The following is an 18025-nucleotide window of genomic DNA, read 5'->3' on the forward strand; positions in this document are numbered from 1 at the left end:
CCAGAACTAGCGGAGGGGTATTGCCTGTATACTATTAAGTCACAACCCCAAAAACAACCGTTCTCCCGCATTCTTCAAATACCTGTACATCCCCGCACACAATCCTGCCAGTATGATTCCGGCCCCGAGCATAATTACCCTGCCGTCCACACTGGTCAGCACAAACGACAATCCGGCCGGAATAATCAGGCTGATAAAACCCAGCAGCATCGCCACCAGCACTGCAGCACTTTGTTTGACGACCTGGACCTCATTGGTCCACTCCAGCTTGGGCAGCTTCAGATTAACGATAATGCCCATCAATGCGGTATAGCAGGCATAGATAACAGGGATCATGAACAACAGCAGGCTGTCTGCCCAGCCTGTGCCGAGCGAGATCATCAGCAGCACACAGCTCACAACCGTGATCGGTACGGTGATGGTCAGGTTCACTGCTACCTTGCTGAGCAGAATGATGTGCTTGGGCACCGGAGAGCTCCGCAGAATCCACAGATTGTTGCCCTCCAGGGAGATCGAGCTGGACGTAGTGCAGCTAAGGGCTACGAATAAGGACACGAACAGCGGCGCCAGTGTATTAAGATACCGCTGCAGCTGCGGAATGTCGGCCAGCTGTCCAAGCTGCTCCGGACTGGTGAATAGCAGGGATACGGACATGATGAGCAGCAGCACCATGCCAATCCCGGTGTTCAGCACATAATTGGAAGAGCTGAAGTAACGGCGCAGCTCCTTGCGGTACAAGGCCTGAAAGGCTGTGGAGGCTTTGAGCGGCTGCATCGTATATTTCCCGCCTGCCCGGCTGGTCGTCAGACCGGTATGAATCGCTTTATAGCGTGTCCCCAGCACGGTGCAGAACACTACAAATGCGAGCACGGACAGCAATATAAACAAGAGAAAGGCATCCATCCGGTAAGCACTCACAGCATCCACATACAGCTCTGTGAGCGGGTATAGCTTGAATATTGTCTCTGCCAGCCCTGTTCCCAAATCAGCCAGCTCCGGCTCATTCCCGTCCAGTGTGAATGAACCGAGGATGAGGGCAATTACAAACAATAGGGTCAATACCAGATTAATCATCCGGCTCGCCCGGAACCGCGAGGAGAACCAGCTGATCAGTGCGCCGATCACGGTCGCAGCAATAATGGGGATTAACGGGATACAGAGCAGCAGCGGCACAAAAAGCAGATAGTAATACGCTTCAGGCCGCACTTTTAACGCATAAACCGCACCCGCCGGCAGCATCACCATCAAGGTAAAAAACAGATTCAGTACATACAACTGCAGCACCCGGCTCGCTACAACATGACTCGTCTTCACCGGCAGTGACATCAGCAGATCGTAGTCCTTATAGCTGAACAGTACGCCGCCCGCTTTATACACCGTGGTGAAGAACCCGACAGCTGACGTGACAGCCATCATAATAGCCAGGAGCAGGTCTAACCGGCCGATTTGCTCAAAAGCCGTTGCCATCGCGTAGCTGTACCCGAACGAAAAAACGGCAATCATCAGCACACCGAGCAGAAGGGCGATGCTGAGCAGGAGCAGCTTGCGCCGCTCTTTTGCATCCCTGGTATGCAGGGCTTTATTGAAGCCAAAGGTCGAGATCAGCTGCAGCTTCGTCAGTCTCCAGATGTTAACCATGATCAATCAGCTCCATAAATACGTCCTCCAGGCTGTTTTCCCCTTTTACATCCTCAGTTCTGCCCTCTGAAATCAGCCTGCCTTCCTTGATAATGGCAATCTTGTTGCACAGCTTCTCTGCTGTATCCAGCACATGCGTCGAGAAAAAAATCGCACTGCCCTCCCTGCACACCTCCGCCATGATTGTTTTTAGCGTATGGGCTGCCTTCGGGTCCAGTCCGACAAAAGGCTCATCCAGCACCAGCAGCTTCGGCTTGTGGATCAGCGCAGATATAATCGCCAGCTTCTGCTTCATGCCGTGGGAATAACCGGAGATCAGATCACCGAGATGGGGGGTCAGCTGAAAAGCATCGGCGTACTTGGCAATGAGCAGCTCACGGTCCTTCCGGGAGACGTTAAACAGATCGCCGATAAAATTAAGGTACTGAATCCCTGTCAGATGATCATACAGATCCGGGTTATCTGGAATGTATGCGATCCGCGACTTGCAGGCCAGAGGGTCTTTTTTCATCGAAATACCGTCAATTTCAATCTCGCCCTCTTCAAAATCCATAACCCCCACGACCGCCCGGATCGTTGTCGTTTTGCCTGCCCCGTTATGTCCGATAAAGCCGTAAATGTCCCCTTGCTCGACGGTCAGATTCAGATTATGTACGGCCTTCTTGCCGCCCTTATAGCTTTTGGAAAATCCTCTGATGGTTAGCATGCCTTCACCTCTCCCATACTGTTAAACAACTAACTGTAATACGAACAGCCAGGGCGAATCGTTCATTCCGATGAATAAAAAAATCACTGTAACCTTTTTGTACCATCGTCCGTCTATGAAAACAAATACCACAAACTACATCCTGAGGTGAACTCTAATGAAAAAAACATTCAAGCTCGTTACACTATCCGCCGCTGCTGCCATCGCGTTCAGCTTTGCCGGGGAACAATTCGCTTCCGCCGCCGCGTTTACGGATCTGAACAATGTAGCGGATAAAGAAAAAATCATCGCCCTGCAGGATCAGGGGCTAATCAAGGGGATCAGCGCAACGAAGTTCGGCCCGCATCTGCCAATCTCTGAAGCGGAAGGCGTGCAGATGATCGTCAATGCCGCCGGCCTCAATCTGGATACAATCCGGTTTGTGAAGGAGCCGAAGGCTTCAGATTATTTCGCCAACGCCAACGACTCCGCCTGGTACGCGCAGGCGCTCATTATTGCCGGTGTCCACGGACTGGACCTGCCGGCTGATCTGCAGCCCGGCCGCAAGCTGACGCGGGAAGCCTTTACTCATCAGCTCATTGATGCAATTGAGCTGGGCGGCCGGCTTCCGATGATCAAAATCGCCCCGGTGGAATTTGCGGATCAGGATCAGGTAACGGTGGAATATTCCGGCTCGCTCCAGCGCGCCCTGGCTTACGGGGTAGTGAAACTGGACAACAACGGCAAGCTGAATCCGAAGCAGCAGATTACCCGGGCTGAGGCTGCAGTAGAGATCAGCAATGCACTGGCTTACCTGAAGGCACATCCTGCACCGGTTGCCCAAAGCGAGATCCTCACTGCAGAAGAAGCCGTTCAATTGATCAAGGAAGCCGTAGGGCCTGAAGCGGACCTGCAGATCAAGATCGCACCGGCTGCCAGCATGAGCAGAGAGTCATTCACTTACCTGCTGATTAATACGCTGCAGTCAAGCGGCCAGCTGCCGATGTATAAGCTCGTTCCGGTTACGGTTGCTGATGAGGATCAAATGGATATTCTGAACTCCGGGGCGATCCAGACCGCACTTGCCCTCAAGATTGTCAGCCTGGACGAAGGCGGCAAATTCAATCCGAAAGACCCGATCACCCGTACAGACGGAACCGCGATGGTTAGCAAGGTACAGGAAATTCTGAAGAATAAAGGTGCGAAGTAAGAGTGCTGAGGTAACTCACTCCTGTTAATTCACAAAAAAAGAACGGCACCGGATGCCGTTCTTTTCTTTGTTTATATGCGGATTCAACAGCTTACAGGGAGCTGAATTTTTCTTTTACCTGAGCCAGCATCCTGCTGCGTTCCTCATCACCCGCGCCGCTTCCAACTCCGCCGAACAGGAAATGCTCCAGCACTTCAACGCCGCAGAATTCAAAGATTCCGCCGCCGGACGTTTGCTTGAGCGAATTATGCATACCTATAGCCTCATATACTTTTCCCGGAGTGCCGTGGGTGTTAACGATGACCGCTTTTTTGCCGGTGAACAGCTTGTCTATGCCGCCCTCTGCATTATACTGATAGGCGAAGCCGTAAGAAAACGTGCGGTCTACATAACCCTTCAGAATGGCCGGTAGCCCTGTCCACCAGATCGGATAGACAAAAGTAATAACATCCGCATTGCGCAGGTATTCCTGCTCTGCCGCAATATCAGCCGGCGTATTGCCTTCACGCATCGCTGCAGTATCTGCAGGGGACAATACCGGATTGAAGCCCAGCTTATACAGATCACGGACGTGAACCTCGTGACCCTTATCTTTAAGTGCAGCTGCTGCGGTATCAAGAATGGCATGGTTGAAGCTTCCTTCATGCGGATGGGCATAGACGATCAAGTGATTCATTATTTTACAACCTCCGGGGAGTCGTATAGTTTTTAACATTAGCTGTGTAATTAAAAAAAGAAGCGCTTCTCAAGTTGTAACTATATCAGTTACAGGTAGAGAAAGCAACTTCAATTTTCTACGGATGGATAATCCCGTAATGCACCAGATCCTCGTACCGTCCATCTTTTCTTATATGTTCCCTCAATACCCCTTCCTTACTCATGCCTATTTTCTCCATTACCTTACCCGAGGCCGTATTCGAGCTGAAGTAACGAGCGAATACCTTATGGTACAGCCTGTCTTCAAAAGCAAACTTCAGCATTGCCTCAGCCGCCTCAGTAGCATAGCCTCTTCCCCAAAACTCCTCACCAATCCAGTAAGCCAATTCGCCGTTGTTGGATTTTTCATTGCAGGACAGGGCTATTGCACCGTATAGTTCTCCACTGAGCTTGTCTGTTACTGCGAATTCATACATCAGCCTTGCAGCAAAGTTAGCCTCATGACGGTCAATCCAGCTCAGGGCGTCATCAATCGTGTAGGGATACGGGAGGTATAAGGTTGATTGGTAGATATTAATGTTGTTGCACAGTTTAGCTACTGCCGCCGCATCAGATAAGGTGAACATTCTCAGCAGCAGCCGGTCCGTAGTTATTGTTTTATTGGTATTGTTATAGGACATATGCAGCCTCCTTAAAAAAGTGGGGATTAGACAACTTTTATCCAGGGTACAAGAATGGTTTGGTTTATTCTGGATATAAAGTCATTCGCCGCAGTCTGCTTTATTCCTCCGCTGCATCTCTATCGACTGGTTCAGCAACTTAACTGCACCTTATACACTTATTATCCCTGTTTTTTGCTCCAACAGCACTTTAAGTGTATTTGGTACAACTAAAAAAGCCGAAAACGGCCTTTTTAGCCGATTCGGGCCGGTTTAGTTGCACGGAATACAGTTATACGGCGCAGATGCAGGTTTTCGCTGTTTTTAGTTGCACAGAGTGCAGTTGTTCCCGTACAGCGGGGTGGATTGCACGAATGCATTCCCCTCACACCGGCAATCTAACCGTAAACACCGAGCCCTTCCCCGGTGTGCTCTCCACCGATACGCTCCCCCCGCTCAGCTCCACGATCCGCCGCACCAGCGGAAGGCCGAGGCCGTTGCCCTCTGCCGAACGTGACTTGTCGCCCTGGTAGAACTTCTCAAAGATCCGCTTCATCACTTCCTCCGTCATTCCGGTACCGGAATCCGAGATTTGAACCATTATAATATCCGCCCCCGTATCTAACAGGCTGACTGCTACTTCCCCGCCGTTATCTGTAAATTTGAACGCATTGACCAGCAGATTCAGCCACACCTGCATCAGCAGCTCCTCATTGCCGTAATATACAACCGGTTCAAGCGTCAAATCCAGATTGATCCTCTTGTCATTCCACTGGGCTTCCAGCAGTAATAACGCCTGGCGGAGCTGCTCGTCGAGCGCGAACTCTGTTTTGCCGCCCACAATCTCCTGGTTTTCCAGCTTGGCTAGCTTGAGGATGTTACTTGACAGGGAGGACAGCTGCCGGGTGCTCTCAATGATCAGCCGGCTGTAATCCGCGCGTTCTTCAGGTGTCAGCTCCTGGTCCTGCATCAGTGTGGCGTAGCCCTCAATCGCCGCAATCGGCGTTTTGAATTCATGCGATACATTGACGATAAAATCATTGCGCAGCGTCTCCATACTGCCCAGTTCATGGACCATGCTGTTAAAGTTAACCGCCATCTCACCGATCACATCCACTTTATGGTCCTCATATGCCACTCTGGCACCAAAATCCCCTTTGGCTACGCGCTTTGCCGCATCACTCAGATCATTAATCGGAGCCAGCAGCTTCCGGCCGACAATCGCAGTAATGGCTGTACCGGTGAGCACACTGGCAAGCAGCAGCACCGAAACCAGCCAAAAGATATGAAACCGCCCTACATCAATCAGTCCAGATTTGACAATCAGCATACTAAGGCCAAACATTAGGATCCCGTTACACAGTAGAATCAGAAAGACACTCAGCACCAGCGCACCCCACAGATTTCTGCTTTTACCCCGTCTGCTCACAGATGCTTCACCGCCTTGTAGCCCAGTCCGCGCACGGTCACAATTTCAAACTCCGGGCTGTCCTTGAAGCGTTCTCGCAGCCTGTTGATATGCACATCCACGGTCCGGGCCTCCGTCTCCGAGTCCATCCCCCAGATTTCGTCCATCAGCTGCTGGCGGGTAAAGATTTTGCCCGGATAGGACAGCAGCTTGTACAGCAGATAGAATTCCTTCTGGGGCAAAAGCGCGCTCCGCTCCCCCCGGTGTACCGTTAGCGAATCTGAATCCAGAATGACTTCGCCGATCACCAGCCTGCGTTCATTCACAATCTGCGCCCTGCGCAGCAGCGCCCCGACCCGCAGAATCATCTCGTTCACGTCGATCGGCTTCACCATATAGTCATCCGTGCCTGCGAGATAGCCGCGCTGCTTGTCTTCAAAGCTCTCTTTTGCCGTAACCATCAGCACCGGGGTGTGATAGCCCGCTTCTCTGAGCCGGGCGGTCAGCTCATAGCCGTCCACATTCGGCATCATAATATCGGAAATGATCAGGTCAATATAGTGTGTATCGAGCAGCTCCAGCGCATGCTGACCGTCCTCGGCCAGTACCGGATTATAGCCGTGCTTCGCCAGCACCGTACCGATCAGCTGCCGCAGCTTGCTGTTGTCTTCAACTACCAATATGTTAATCATCCATACACCTGCAATCTCTGAAAAGTCATTACAACTGCCTTGCAATTCCAATGCCTGTTCACATTGTACAATATTTATATGAACCCATTATGAACTTTAGCGCGTATCACTTACTATGTATCGGCCGCTCCCATGCTGTCCGGGGGCGGTACGAGTTGATGTTCAGTTCATAAATGTATGTTACGCTTTGCACAAACACAGAGATTCAAGGATGAAGAGAGGATGAGATTAACGGTATGCTGCAGCTTAAAAACATCTCCAAAAGCTATACCACCGGCAGTTTCACACAAACGGCACTTAATGATGTAAGTCTCGATTTCAGGAAAAACGAGTTCGTAGCCATTCTCGGCCCCAGCGGTTCGGGTAAAACCACCTGCCTGAACATCATCGGCGGACTTGACCAATACGATAGCGGCGATCTGGTTATTAACGGAGCCTCGACCAAGGCTTTTAAGGACAGCGACTGGGATGCTTACCGCAACAACAGTGTCGGGTTTATTTTTCAGAGCTATAATCTGATCTCCCACCTGAGCATCACGGATAACGTGGAAATGGGCATGACCCTGAGCGGCGTGAGTGCCGACATCAAGCACCGCAAGGCAGTAGAAGCACTGGAGAAGGTCGGGCTGAAGGATCATATCCACAAAAAGCCGGGCCAGCTGTCCGGCGGACAGATGCAGCGTGTCGCCATCGCCAGAGCGCTGGCCAATGATCCCGACATCATCCTCGCCGACGAGCCGACCGGTGCGCTTGATACCGTAACCAGCGAGCAGATTATGGAGCTGATCAAGGAAATCGCCAAAGATAAGCTCGTCGTCATGGTTACACACAACCCGGAGCTGGCCGAAGCCTACGCCGACCGGATTGTGCAGTTCAGGGATGGTAAAGTCATTTCCGACACCAACCCTCCGGCCGACCTTAAGACCAACGCGAATTATCAGCTGAAAAAGACAGCAATGAGCTATTTTACCGCCCTCAAATTGTCCGGCAAAAATATCTCGACCAAAAAGTGGAGAACGGCGCTTACCGCCTTCGCCTCCAGCATCGGTATCATCGGCATCGCACTGATCCTGTCCCTGTCGAACGGGTTCGACAAGCAGATCAGCAGCTATGAATCGGGAGCCTTATCCAACTTTCCGGTGACGATCAGCGAAACGGCCGCGCAGATTGATATGTCCAATCCCCCGGGAGCGCAGATGGAGGAAGCCGACAAGAAGTGGACCGAATTCACGGATGCTGCAGAAGTGTATCCGTATGATCCAACCGCCAACACAGTTCTGCATACGAATGAGCTGAGCCAGGAATATCTGGACTATCTGGACAAAATCGACCATGCCCTGCTGGATGGCGTATCCTACAGCCGCAAGGTGAACATGAATATCCTGCGTTCAGACGGCGAAACCGCAGTTCCCGTTGATACTGCCAGCCTGAATTTCACCACCTACCCGGATAAGCCGGCCGGTACGGAAGGCAGCTATCTGGCGGATTATTACGATCTGCTTGCCGGAAGCCTGCCTGAGCAGCCGACCGATCTGGTAATGGTTGTCGATGAATACAACCGGATGAACCAGAGTATTCTCGAGGCACTTGGCTTTGATTATAATGCTGCCAATGTCAGCTTTGACGATGTTGTCGGCCGTGAGTTCAAGCTGATCTATAACGATGACTACTATACCGAAGCAGACGGCATGTTCAAGCTGAACGGTAACGCCGCCAACCTGAGTGAAATGTACAACAGCGCTAACGCCGTTACCCTGAAAATTTCGGGGATCATCCGCAAGCAGCAGGACTCCCCGATGTCCACCATGTCGGCGGGTATCGCTTACTCCGACAGCCTGGCTGAACAGTTCATTAAGAATGCACAGGGCTCAGCCATTGTGCAGGCCCAGGAGCAGCAGGATCAGGTTAATGTGCTGACCGGCAAAGTGTTCTCCCAGATCGGCGGAGTTGACATGAGCGGCATGCAGATGGGGATGGGAATGGGCATGGGCGGATCAAGCGCAAGTACAGATCCGGGCAATGCAAACTCCCAGGAAGCTGCACTCGCCGCGCTTGGCGCTGTAGCGACGCCGTCCTCGATCTCCCTGTACCCTAAGGATTTTGGAGCCAAGGAGAACCTTGTAGCCTATCTCGATAAATGGAATGACAATCACAGCAAGGAAGAAATGATCGTGTACACCGACCTGGCAGCGATGGTAACCAGCCTGTCCAGCGGCATTATGGACGGAATCACGATGGTCCTGATCGCTTTTGCCTCCATCTCGCTGGTTGTATCCCTGATCATGATTGGTATTATCACCTATATCTCCGTCCTGGAACGGACGAAAGAAATCGGTGTACTGCGTGCCCTCGGTGCCCGCAAGAAGGATATCACCCGCGTATTCAATGCAGAAACCTGCATTATCGGCTCTCTCTCCGGCCTGCTCGGAATCGGTATCGCCTATCTGCTGACCATTCCGGTCAACATCATTCTGAAGTCGATTACCGATCTGTCGAATGTCGCACAGCTGAATCCGCTGCATGCTTTCGGACTCGTTGTGCTCAGTGTCGGCCTGACCATGCTGGGCGGCTTCATTCCTGCCAAATTCGCGGCGAAGAAAGACCCTGTCGTGGCTCTGCGCAGCGAATAATCCTTTTGCATGGCTTAACAAGGAGCTGGTCTTGGACCGGCTCCTTGTTTTCTTTATAATAAAGAAAAACGGAGCACTGGAGCTTACACAATGAGAAAGTTTACGATGGAAACCGCCAGAAAAATAATGGCCAATGAGATCAGTGTCGAAGCACTGCTGAAGCAGTATCCCGAGTATAAGGATGAGGTGCTGCACGAGCTGGGTGAAATCAGGAAGGGAGCCGCGGCGAATGTCGTACAGGCCATCATCGACCGGTACACGGCCAGCGCACGAACAGCCAATACCAAAATCAGCAAAAGCGGGATGAATGAAGCCACCGTGAATGCTTTTCTGCCGAATATTATTAAGGCGCGGTTTGCAGTCTATCTGCTTGAGCAGCTGAATGTTGCTGTATCTGCCAATACACCTGCCGGCAATGTCCGTTTTAACCACTGGGACGGGACCATCCTCCAAAGGCTGCTGTTCCGCAAAGGGTTTGAGCGCAAGCCCGTATCGCTGCCCCTGTTCCGCTTTTTCTGGAGATTCATTATGGATAAAAGAATTCTGATGCCGCTCGTGAACAAAAAGGGGATTTACTGCTTCTACTCCAAAGAACTGATCAAGGAGCTGACAATGCTGATCGGGGAACGGAAATGCCTGGAGATCGCTGCCGGGGACGGGACGCTGACACGTTTTCTGAATGAGGCGGGTACGTTCTGCACCGCTACCGATGATTATAGCTGGAAGCATTATATCGACTATCCAGCTTTCGTGGAGAAGGCAGATGCCAAAACCGCGCTGGCTAAATACAACCCTGAAGTTGTGCTGTGCTCCTGGCCCGTGCCGAAGAACCCGTATGAGAAGCATGTGTTCAAGGCGGATTCCGTGCAGCTCTATATCGTGATTGGCACCAGAAACCCGCAGACGACCGGTGATTTCGAGGCTTACCATAACGCAGAGAAGTTTACAATGGAGTTAGACGAGCGCCTCTCAGCGCTGATTGTACCGCCGTCTGAGGACAATGCGGTTTATGTTTTCCGGAAAAAGGCGGCCGGAGAGCTGTAAGGAAGTGAAGCTCTGCCTAATTCCGCGCCAACAGGAAAAAACGGTATACCGGACAATGCCGGCATACCGCCCGCCCCGCTTATTCTGTTATCCGACGACATTGCCTGCGCTTTGACGCTGCTTTCTCTTTCGGCTGACAGAGGCGGGATTTGTGAGGCTCCCCTGCATGACCGGTGTTATAGTGTGTTTGTCAGCAGCTACTGATGCAGGATAGCGCTTCACAATTCCAATTTACCCGTTGCCGGATATTTAAAACGGCATTTTTGCATCAGGATATTTTAATGGAGAAATTCAAGGCTTCCGCCCGTTCAAAGGGGATAGCACAGGCAAAGGTACAGCCCTTGTCACTTGTTTCCTTCAGCCATATTTCACCGCCCATGAGCTTGGCCAGCTGCCTGCAGATGGAGAGCCCGAGCCCCGCTCCGCCATATTTGCCCGGTGAACGGTGCTCATGAATCTGTGAGAACGAACGAAACAGGCATTCCTTTTGTTCGAGCGGCAGCCCAATTCCGGTATCCCTCACTTCAACGGTCACAGTGACGCGGTCATCCTGGGCATCTGCATGCTTCACAACCAGTTTGACCTCGCCTTGCTCCGTGAATTTCAGTGCATTGCTGACCAGATTCGTCAAGATCTGAGTGACCTTTGGGCTGTCACCCAGCAATCGCGGGCTGTCCGGGCTGTCATATACCGCACGCAGCCTGATCCCCTTTTTCTCGGCATCGGCTGTAAACAGATGCAGGACATGGTCAACGGCTTCCCGGATGTGGAACGGCTTCAGCTCGAGCTTCATCGCGCCGGCTTCCATTCTGGAGTAATCGAGAATCTGGTCCATCATGGACAGCAGATTATGGCTGCTCTTCTCGATGATATCGACGTAGAGCAGCTGCTCCTCCGTCAGCTCCGTGGTCTGCAGCAGGCTGGTCATGCCGATCACTCCGTTCATGGGCGTGCGGATTTCATGGCTGAGCACGGCGAGCAGGTTTCTTTTATCCTCCAGCACCAGCTCTGCCTTCTCCTCTGCTGCCCTCAGCTCCGTAAGAGCCGATTCCATTTCCAGCAGGTTCGTGAAAAAGGCGGATAACGATACCAGCAGTTCCACATCACGCTCCTGATATGGATAGAAGCCAGGATCAAACGAGCACAGCGATCCGTAGAACTCCCCCTTCTCATTGCGGATCGGCACCCCGATAAACGAACAGCCGCCGACAAATTCCGTCGCATCCATATCCCTGGTCAGCGGATGGGTCAGATTGTTGTCTATGACAAGCGGTCCCTGTGCATGTTCGGTGACAAGCGCACAATAGGATTCCTTATTGTCCACCACCAGACCCTCGACCAGCATAATTTTATCCCGGTTAAAGGACTTGAGCACTTTAGTTGACATACTGTCCAGATTGGCGATACAAAATGTATTGGCCGGTATCAGCCTGCTTGCAGTGTCCATCACATGTGCTGCAGAAGCATACAATTTACCGGAAATCACCGACAATACATCAATGTATTTTGTTTTCAACATATCGCGCTCGTCCTTTCCATTCCATATATTCCTGCTGTCCCCTGGGATCAATCCCAGCTTCTGCGGTCATTAATCTCCCGTTTCTCGCGGAAAGCCCGCTCCAGATCAATATCAAGCTTGTTCGCCAGATCAAAGATGTTCCATACCACATCATACATCTCATAGCCCAGATTGGCCTTGAGCTCTTCATCCGGATGAAAGGAGACCGACAGCACTTCCTTGGACAATTCGCCGACCTCGGTCATTAAATACAGCATCCGTTGTTCGATCGTGCTTGTATCAAAGCCCTTAACTTCACTAAACGTTCTCACATACCGTTGAAACTCTCCAGCATTCATTTCTTTATCCGCTCCCTATGACTATTCAATCTATACGAAACTAATTATACATAAAAAAACGCAGAACCCGGTAATTTCGGGCTCTGCGTGAATTGAACTAAACAGACTGAACTGGTGAATCCTCTGTTTTGGGATTGGCCGTGACTCCAGAGAATGTTTGGACTTCCGGCCGCTGTTGTCTGCAGATTTCTTCAATTGTACCGCTGTTCACGGTTGAAATCTGCAGACAAAGGCGATCGCTAACGCTCCTACAGTTCCAAAATTCCCCTCCGTCACTCTTCCCTTAACTTAAATTTTAAATTTCAGCTAAACCGAAATAGCGCTCAGCATTGTTGTAGCAGATGTCCTGCACGATGCCGCCCAGGAAGGGCAGGTCGCCTGGCGCTTCGCCGTTTGCCACCCAGCCGCCGATAAGATTGCAGAGAATCCGGCGGAAGTACTCATGGCGCGTGTAGGACAGGAAGGAACGGGAATCGGTCAGCATCCCTACAAAGCAGCTCAGCAGGCCAAGATTAGACAGCGAGGTCAGCTGCTTGATCATGCCGTCCTTCTGGTCGTTGTACCACCAGCCCGAACCGAACTGGACTTTGCCCTTGATCCCTTCGCCCTGAAAAGCCCCGATCATTGCCGCCAGCACATCGTTCTGCGCGCCGTTCAAATTATACACAATCGTCTTCGGCAGCTCGCCTGTCCGGTCCAGCCCATCCAGCAGCTTGTATAGACGCTCGGCATAGCTGTGGTCGCCGATAATATCAAAGCCGGTGTCCGGCCCGAGCTGCCGGAACATCCGGGTGTTCGGATTGCGGAGCGCTCCGATATGCAGCTGCATCGTCCAGCCGTGCTCCGCGTATTTGCGGCCCATTGCCAGGAACAGGGCCGTTGCGTACTGGTCACACTCCAGCTTGCTGAGGCTTTGTCCGCTCAGCCGTTTACTGAAGATGGCTTCAAGCTCGGAGGCGGATGCCTCCTCAAACGGCAGATCGGTGAAGCCGTGATCCGAGATCATGCAGCCGTGCTTATCAAAGTACTCGATCCGCTCGAGCAGAGCGCGTTCCATCAGCGCATAGCTGGTAATTTCGTATCCTGCCGCCTGCTCCAGGCTGGCCAGATAAGCCGGAAACGTCTCCGCTCCGATTAACAGGGCCTTATCCGGACGGAAGGTTGGCGTGACGCCGGTTTTGAACTCTTTTTGCGCCGCTATTTCAGCATGATGCTTGAGGTCGTCAACCGGATCATCGGTGGTGCAGATCCATTTCACGTTAGAGCCTGTAATCAGCCCCCGGGCCGTGAAGCCGTCAGTGGCAATCAGCTTGTTGCAGTGGTCATAGATCTCCCGCCAGTTCTGCGGATTCAGCTGCTCCTCAATACCGAAATAACGTTTCAGCTCCAGCGCGGACCAGTGGTACAGCGGGTTGCCGACCGTATAGGGCAGCACCTCGCTCCACTTGGCGAACTTTTCTTCATCTGAAGCCGGACCGGTGATATATTTCTCCTCCACGCCGAACGTTCTCAGCGCGCGCCATTTATAATGATCCCCGCCGAGCCATACATCAGTGATGCTGCTGAAGCGTTTATTTTCGGCTATGGCCTGGGGATCAAGATGGCAGTGATAGTCAATGATCGGCAGCGCCTTGGCGTACTCGTGGTACAATATCCGCGCTTCCTCGGACTGCAGCAGAAAATCCTCCTGAATTAATCCCTTCATTACGTATGCTCCCCGCCTTTATTTCACGTATTTCTCAAGCGTGCTTCTTACCGCTCCCGGTCCGGCCAGCAGCTCATAGAACATGCCCTCGATCTTGCCGCCAAGCCCGATGTCATACAGCTTCACGCCGAACAGCTGCTCATCTTCGATAATATTGCGCACATTAGAGCTGGTGTCGCCCAGCTTCACGCCCTGCAGATGGCCCTGCAATGTTTCGAGCAGCGGATCAGGACTGAGCGTAAAGGCTTCGCCTTTATCGTCCACTCCCAGCAGATAACGGCACCATACAGCGATAGCAAGCGGAATGGCCGTCAGGTCAGCCGGGTCCAGATCTTCTCTGCGGACATAAGACTTGATCGTTTCTCCAAAGCGGATGCCGACCTTCTGCGAAGTATCTGTCGCGATCCGCTGCGGCGCATCGGGAATGAACGGATTGGCGAAGCGCTCCTTCAGCACTTCATCCAGGAACTGCTTCGGACTGATAATACCCGGATCAACAACAACCGGCAGCCCTTCCTTGTAGCCGATAATCTCAACCAGCTTGCGCAGCGTATCATCCTTCATCTCATCAGCGATCAGGGTGTACCCGAGCAGGCAGCCCGTTACGGCAAGCGCTGTATGCAGCGGGTTCAGGCAGGTGGTTACTTTCATGGTTTCGATATTATTGACCGTATCCCGGTCGGTGAAAATAATCCCCGCCTGCTCAAGCGCCGGACGGCCGTTCGTGAACTTGTCTTCAATGACCAGATATTCGCTGATTTCGGCGTTCACAAACGGAGCGGTATACGTGTTTTTGGAGGTGACAATGACATCCATTTCGCCGATGCCCTGCTCCAGCAGCGCTGCCTGGACGGTTTCGGACGGGCGCGGCGTGATTTTGTCGATCATCGACAGCGGGAAGGTGATCAGCTGCTCATTCAGCAGATAGTCCACGAAGCCTGCTTCCACCGAGCCTTTTGCCGACCATTCCTTGGCGATTGTAACGATCCCGTTCTTAAGCTTATCCCCGTTATGCGAGCAGTTATCCATGCTGACAAAAGTCATCGGGTATGCGCCCTTCAGATACCGCTTGTATGCAAGGGCAGCCACGATACTCATTGCATGGACCGGCTGCTCCGGTCCGCCGGCGATATCCTTCTCCACAATGCCGAGATACCGGCCGTTTGGTCCGGTCAGGGAATAGCCCTTCTCGGTAATCGTGAAGCTGGCCATCTGCAGGGTCGGGTTCTCGAAGATTTCCGTCAACCGGCGGTCATCCGCTTCGCGGGTTTTGTCTGCAGTGATGCCTTCCACGATGCTGCTGACCACTTTCTTCTGGAAGTCCCCGCGCGCATTCATCAGCACCAGGAGGGTCAGATTGTCATAAGGCTTGTAGACCTTGTCGATCATTTCAAAATCAAACGTCTCCGCCGCAATGATACCCGTGTCCGCCGCCCCGCTGTCGAGCAGCTTCTGATGGGCATTCGCCACGAAACCGCGGAAGATGTTGCCTGCGCCGAAATGCACCCATTCCGGCTTCTCCAGCGTGTTCTGCGCTACTGTGTCATAGTCGAACTTGGGAAGCTCTACACCGGCGGCCTCCCAGGAGGCCGCTTCATTCCGGATACTGGATCGGGTCAGGCGCAGCATGTTACTTCGCCTCCTTTACATTCTCCAGGCTATCCCATACGCCAAGCAGATACATAATACCCATCGCTCTGTCGTAGAGGCCATAGCCCGGACGGCAGTTCTTCTCTTCTCCCCAGAGGTGACGGCCGTGGTCCGGACGCACATAGCCGGTGAACCCGCTCTCATGATACGCCTTTACCACCTCAGCCACATCAACACTGCCGTCGCGGCCGCGGTGTGACACTTCGATAAAGTCCCCATTTTCGAATACCTTAACGTTACGGATATGGGCAAAATAAATCCGGTCATGGAACTCGCGGATCATCGCCGGCAGATCATTTTCGGGATTCGTCCCGAGCGAACCGGTGCAGAAGGTCAGTCCGTTGTACGGGCTGTCTACGGCATCCAGCATCCGGCGGATCGTATCACGGCTGCGGATGATGCGGGGCAGTCCAAAGATCGGCCAGGCCGGATCATCGGGATGGATGGCCATTTTGATATCCACTTCTTCACATACCGGCATGATGCGCTCAAGGAAGTACACCAGGTTCTCGAACAATTTATCTTCTGTCACATCGGCATAAGCCGCGAACAGATCATCGAGCTTAGCCAGACGCTCCGGCTCCCAGCCGGGCATCGTGAACTCGCCTGCGCCTTTGAGGATACGGTCAACCATTTCACGCGGATTATCGGTAATGGCAGCCTTTTCATAAAAGAGGGCGTTCGATCCATCCGGCAGCTCCTTGTACAGCTCCGTACGCGTCCAGTCGAACACCGGCATAAAGTTGTAGCAGATAACTTTTACGCCGACTTTGGCCAGCTTGCGGATCGTATCAATGTAAATGTCGATGTATTTGTCGCGGGACGGCAGGCCGATCTTGATATCATCATGAACGTTAACACTCTCAACTACAGCGGTGCTGAAGCCCTTGGCCGTAATCTGATCGGCAACCTTCTGGATTTCCTCCATCTCCCACACTTCACCGGCCACCTTGTGATGCAGCGACCACACAATGCCCATTACCCCCGGAACTTGCCGGATATGATCCAGAGTGATATTGTCGTTCCCTTCGCCGTACCATCTCCATGTCATGTTCATACATAAACCCTCCTTATGATGTATAAAGCAAAATGAATAAGCATTGTGTCAATCAGACGAACAGCGGGTTGCCAAAGGTAAGACTGACACCCAAACAATCTTGTATACAAGTTTGACTTGATCATAAATTAAACTTTATAAAGTTGTCAATAGCCAATTAGAAACGCCTATGTATGCCCTTACAGGTGCAGTGATTGCGGCTTTTTTCACAAGATTCCTGATTGTGTTCTTTTTTTAACCCAGGGTATGATGTATACTAGTCATTAAAATACAATGATGGAGCAAAAGTAGCCATGTCAATCAAAGAAGAAATAATGAAGACACTGAAGCAGGAAATTCTCACCCTGACCCTGAAGCCGGGCGCTATCCTCAGCGAGACCGTCCTGTCCGAGCGGTTCCACATTTCACGGACCCCGCTGCGCGATGTGCTGAAGCAGCTCAGTCTGGAATCCTATATCGATATTTATCCCAAGAAGGGGAACCTCGTTTCCTATATTGATCTGGAGTCGGTGGAGCAGATTATTTTTCTGCGAAGTGTGCTGGAGAAAGAGATCATGAAGTACCTCTCAGAGCATCTTGCCCTGAAAGGCGTGCATGAGCTGAAGGATATTCTGGACCGGCAGAAGGCCGTCATCCGTGAAGAAAATGCTACCGAACCGTTTCTCAACCTGGACGACGCATTTCACGCAGCCTTATTCCGGCTGGCCGGACGGGAGTACCTGTGGAACCTGATCCAGCAGTCCAATGTGCATTATGTCCGATACCGCAGACTGCATATGCTGCGCAAAGAAAAGCTGGAGGAAATCTGGAATGAGCATCAGCGCATCCTCGAATACATGACACAGCGGGAAACCGGCAAGTTGGAGGCGCTGATCCACCACCACCTGCGGGAGGATATTAATTCCCTGTATCTGCAGGAGAATTTTGCGGATTATATCCGGGGCTAAAGTGCTCTGGCTCTGAGCTGTACGCCTGCCGGAGGGAACAACAAAGGCATTTTTGCCTTTGATTTCGGCCATTTGCTCGCTCGGGGCAAATTCAAAGGCATTTTTGCCTTTGATCCCGGCCGTTTGCCCGCTTGGGGCAAATTCAAAGGCACTTTTGCCTTTGATTTCGGCCGCTTGCCCGCTTGG

The 18025-nt window shown here is 52.1% G+C and carries 16 protein-coding genes; 4 read left to right on the top strand and 12 right to left on the bottom strand.

Features of this window, described 5'->3' with window-relative positions:
* Nucleotides 1–39: 39 nt before the first annotated feature.
* Complete coding sequence (locus tag BLR64_RS05510) at nucleotides 40–1638, bottom strand: ABC transporter permease (RefSeq protein WP_090712988.1); 1599 nt, start codon at nucleotides 1636–1638, stop codon at nucleotides 40–42.
* Nucleotides 1631–2344 carry an ABC transporter ATP-binding protein gene (locus tag BLR64_RS05515; protein ID WP_090712990.1) on the bottom strand — a complete coding sequence of 238 codons (714 nt, stop codon included), beginning with the start codon at nucleotides 2342–2344 and terminating at the stop codon, nucleotides 1631–1633. The genes BLR64_RS05510 and BLR64_RS05515 overlap by 8 nt, the downstream gene beginning before the upstream one ends.
* A gap of 157 nt (nucleotides 2345–2501) precedes the next feature.
* Here BLR64_RS05515 and BLR64_RS05520 point away from each other — a divergent pair, with 157 nt between their 5' ends.
* Nucleotides 2502–3533 (top strand): S-layer homology domain-containing protein, encoded by a 1032-nt coding sequence (locus BLR64_RS05520; RefSeq protein WP_090712992.1) that lies wholly within the window; start codon nucleotides 2502–2504, stop codon nucleotides 3531–3533.
* A gap of 91 nt (nucleotides 3534–3624) precedes the next feature.
* Here BLR64_RS05520 and BLR64_RS05525 read toward each other — a convergent pair whose 3' ends face one another.
* The 4 genes from BLR64_RS05525 to BLR64_RS05540 all read right to left on the bottom strand — a co-directional run bounded on the left by BLR64_RS05525 (nucleotide 3625) and on the right by BLR64_RS05540 (nucleotide 6949).
* Nucleotides 3625–4209: an NAD(P)H-dependent oxidoreductase gene (locus BLR64_RS05525; protein ID WP_090712994.1), complete on the bottom strand. Its 585-nt coding sequence runs from the start codon at nucleotides 4207–4209 to the stop codon at nucleotides 3625–3627.
* Between the two features lie 118 nt (nucleotides 4210–4327).
* A complete protein-coding gene (locus BLR64_RS05530; RefSeq protein ID WP_090712996.1) occupies nucleotides 4328–4870 on the bottom strand; it encodes a GNAT family N-acetyltransferase in 543 nt (180 codons plus the stop codon).
* A gap of 364 nt (nucleotides 4871–5234) precedes the next feature.
* Nucleotides 5235–6278 carry a HAMP domain-containing sensor histidine kinase gene (locus tag BLR64_RS05535; RefSeq protein WP_208607135.1) on the bottom strand — a complete coding sequence of 348 codons (1044 nt, stop codon included), beginning with the start codon at nucleotides 6276–6278 and terminating at the stop codon, nucleotides 5235–5237.
* On the bottom strand, nucleotides 6275–6949 hold the full coding sequence (locus BLR64_RS05540; RefSeq protein WP_090712998.1) for a response regulator transcription factor: 675 nt from the start codon (nucleotides 6947–6949) through the stop codon (nucleotides 6275–6277). The genes BLR64_RS05535 and BLR64_RS05540 overlap by 4 nt, the downstream gene beginning before the upstream one ends.
* A gap of 236 nt (nucleotides 6950–7185) precedes the next feature.
* Here BLR64_RS05540 and BLR64_RS05545 point away from each other — a divergent pair, with 236 nt between their 5' ends.
* The gene (locus tag BLR64_RS05545; protein WP_090713000.1) at nucleotides 7186–9579 is read left to right on the top strand and encodes an ABC transporter ATP-binding protein/permease; all 2394 of its coding nucleotides are present in this window, start codon (nucleotides 7186–7188) and stop codon (nucleotides 9577–9579) included.
* 90 nt (nucleotides 9580–9669) lie between these two features.
* Nucleotides 9670–10623 carry a class I SAM-dependent methyltransferase gene (locus BLR64_RS05550; RefSeq protein ID WP_090713002.1) on the top strand — a complete coding sequence of 318 codons (954 nt, stop codon included), beginning with the start codon at nucleotides 9670–9672 and terminating at the stop codon, nucleotides 10621–10623.
* A 268-nt stretch (nucleotides 10624–10891) separates the two neighbouring features.
* Here BLR64_RS05550 and BLR64_RS05555 read toward each other — a convergent pair whose 3' ends face one another.
* The 5 genes from BLR64_RS05555 to uxuA all read right to left on the bottom strand — a co-directional run bounded on the left by BLR64_RS05555 (nucleotide 10892) and on the right by uxuA (nucleotide 16892).
* Nucleotides 10892–12142: a GAF domain-containing sensor histidine kinase gene (locus BLR64_RS05555; protein WP_090713004.1), complete on the bottom strand. Its 1251-nt coding sequence runs from the start codon at nucleotides 12140–12142 to the stop codon at nucleotides 10892–10894.
* A gap of 47 nt (nucleotides 12143–12189) precedes the next feature.
* A complete protein-coding gene (locus BLR64_RS05560) occupies nucleotides 12190–12480 on the bottom strand; it encodes a MazG nucleotide pyrophosphohydrolase domain-containing protein (RefSeq protein ID WP_090713008.1) in 291 nt (96 codons plus the stop codon).
* 295 nt (nucleotides 12481–12775) lie between these two features.
* The gene (gene uxaC, locus BLR64_RS05565; RefSeq protein ID WP_090713009.1) at nucleotides 12776–14185 is read right to left on the bottom strand and encodes a glucuronate isomerase; all 1410 of its coding nucleotides are present in this window, start codon (nucleotides 14183–14185) and stop codon (nucleotides 12776–12778) included.
* An 18-nt stretch (nucleotides 14186–14203) separates the two neighbouring features.
* A complete protein-coding gene (locus BLR64_RS05570) occupies nucleotides 14204–15814 on the bottom strand; it encodes a mannitol dehydrogenase family protein (protein WP_090713011.1) in 1611 nt (536 codons plus the stop codon).
* Nucleotide 15815: 1 nt separating this feature from the next.
* On the bottom strand, nucleotides 15816–16892 hold the full coding sequence (uxuA, locus tag BLR64_RS05575) for a mannonate dehydratase (protein WP_090713013.1): 1077 nt from the start codon (nucleotides 16890–16892) through the stop codon (nucleotides 15816–15818).
* A 293-nt stretch (nucleotides 16893–17185) separates the two neighbouring features.
* Between uxuA and BLR64_RS05580 the strand changes: the two genes are divergently transcribed.
* Complete coding sequence (locus BLR64_RS05580) at nucleotides 17186–17839, top strand: GntR family transcriptional regulator (RefSeq protein WP_090713015.1); 654 nt, start codon at nucleotides 17186–17188, stop codon at nucleotides 17837–17839.
* Here BLR64_RS05580 and BLR64_RS30520 read toward each other — a convergent pair.
* Nucleotides 17836–18025, bottom strand: a 190-nt coding sequence (locus tag BLR64_RS30520; RefSeq protein ID WP_208607136.1) for a hypothetical protein, incomplete at its 5' end; no start/stop codon positions are given. The genes BLR64_RS05580 and BLR64_RS30520 overlap by 4 nt on opposite strands.

Origin of the sequence: Paenibacillus typhae, assembly GCF_900099765.1 — a bacterium.
In the GTDB taxonomy this organism is placed as follows: Bacteria; Bacillota; Bacilli; order Paenibacillales; family Paenibacillaceae; genus Paenibacillus_AQ; species Paenibacillus_AQ typhae.